This window comes from Streptomyces sp. PU-14G, from assembly GCF_041028275.1.
Lineage (GTDB): Bacteria > Actinomycetota > Actinomycetes > Streptomycetales > Streptomycetaceae > Streptomyces.
The window spans coordinates 1-1,283 of the sequence record NZ_JASKYT010000713.1 but is presented as its reverse complement, the minus strand read 5'-3'; the positions used below and the strand labels follow the sequence as shown (position 1 = coordinate 1,283).

The 1,283-nt window shown below is 75.7% G+C and carries 1 protein-coding gene; it reads right to left on the bottom strand.

What is annotated here, in order from left to right:
• Positions 1–285: 285 nt before the first annotated feature.
• The coding region (gene ftsY, locus AB8Z75_RS34900) for a signal recognition particle-docking protein FtsY (RefSeq protein WP_369209150.1) at positions 286–1,283 on the bottom strand (998 nt) is incomplete at its 5' end.

Sequence of the window (1,283 nt, the reverse complement as noted above, 5' to 3'; positions counted from 1 at the left end):
CCCCCCGGACCTCCCGGGGGCCTCCCGGGGGCCCCCGGGCCACGGTGTCGGCCCCCACCCCGATCAGGGCGGCGGCAGGCTCCCCGATCAGGGCAGCGGCAGGCTCCCCGACCAGGGCGTCGGCTCAGGCCGCCCCGATCGTCGGCCGGGCCGMCACCGTGGCCCGGGGGCCCCCGGGCCACGGTGTCGGCCCCCACCCCGATCAGGGCGGCGGCAGGCTCCCCGATCAGGGCAGCGGCAGGCTCCCCGACCAGGGCGTCGGCTCAGGCCGCCCCGATCGTCGGCTCAGGCCTCCTCGACCAGGGCGTCGACGAACGCCTCGGGCTCGAACGGCGCCAGGTCGTCGGCGCCCTCGCCCAGGCCCACGAGCTTGACGGGGACGCCCAGCTCGCGCTGCACGGCGACGACGATGCCGCCCTTGGCGGTGCCGTCCAGCTTGGTCAGGACGATGCCGGTGATGTCCACGACCTCGGCGAAGACCCGGGCCTGCACCAGACCGTTCTGGCCCGTCGTGGCGTCCAGCACCAGCAGCACCTCGTCCACGGGGCCCTGCTTCTCCACGACGCGCTTGACCTTGCCGAGCTCGTCCATGAGCCCGGTCTTGGTGTGCAGCCGGCCCGCCGTGTCGATCAGCACCACGTCGGCGCTCGCCTCGGTGCCCTGTTTGACGGCGTCGAAGGCGACCGAGGCCGGGTCTCCGCCCTCGGGGCCGCGAACCGTACGCGCACCCACGCGGGTGCCCCAGGTCTCCAGCTGATCGGCGGCTGCCGCACGGAAGGTGTCGGCGGCACCCAGCACCACGGACTTGCCGTCCGCCACCAGCACCCGGGCGAGCTTGCCCGTGGTGGTGGTCTTGCCGGTGCCGTTGACGCCGACGACGAGGACGACGCCGGGGCGGTCGACGGCCCCCTGCGCCTCGGTGTGGACGGTGCGGTCGAGGTCGGGGCCGACGAGGGTGAGCAGCTCCTCGCGCAGCAGGGTGCGCAGCTCGTCGGGGGTGCGGGTGCCGAGCACCCGGACGCGCTCGCGCAGCCGTTCGACCAGCTCCTGGGTGGGGCCGACGCCGACGTCGGCGGTCAGCAGGGTGTCCTCGACCTCTTCCCAGGTCTCCTCGTCCAGGTGCTCCCGGGACAGCAGGGTCAGCAGCCCCTTGCCCAGGGAGTTCTGGGAGCGGGACAGCCGGGCGCGCAGCCGCACGAGGCGGCCCGCGGTCGGCGCGGGGGTCTCCACCTCGGGTGCGGCCTCGGCGGCCTCGGGGGTGGGGGGTGCCTCGGCCTTCTCCG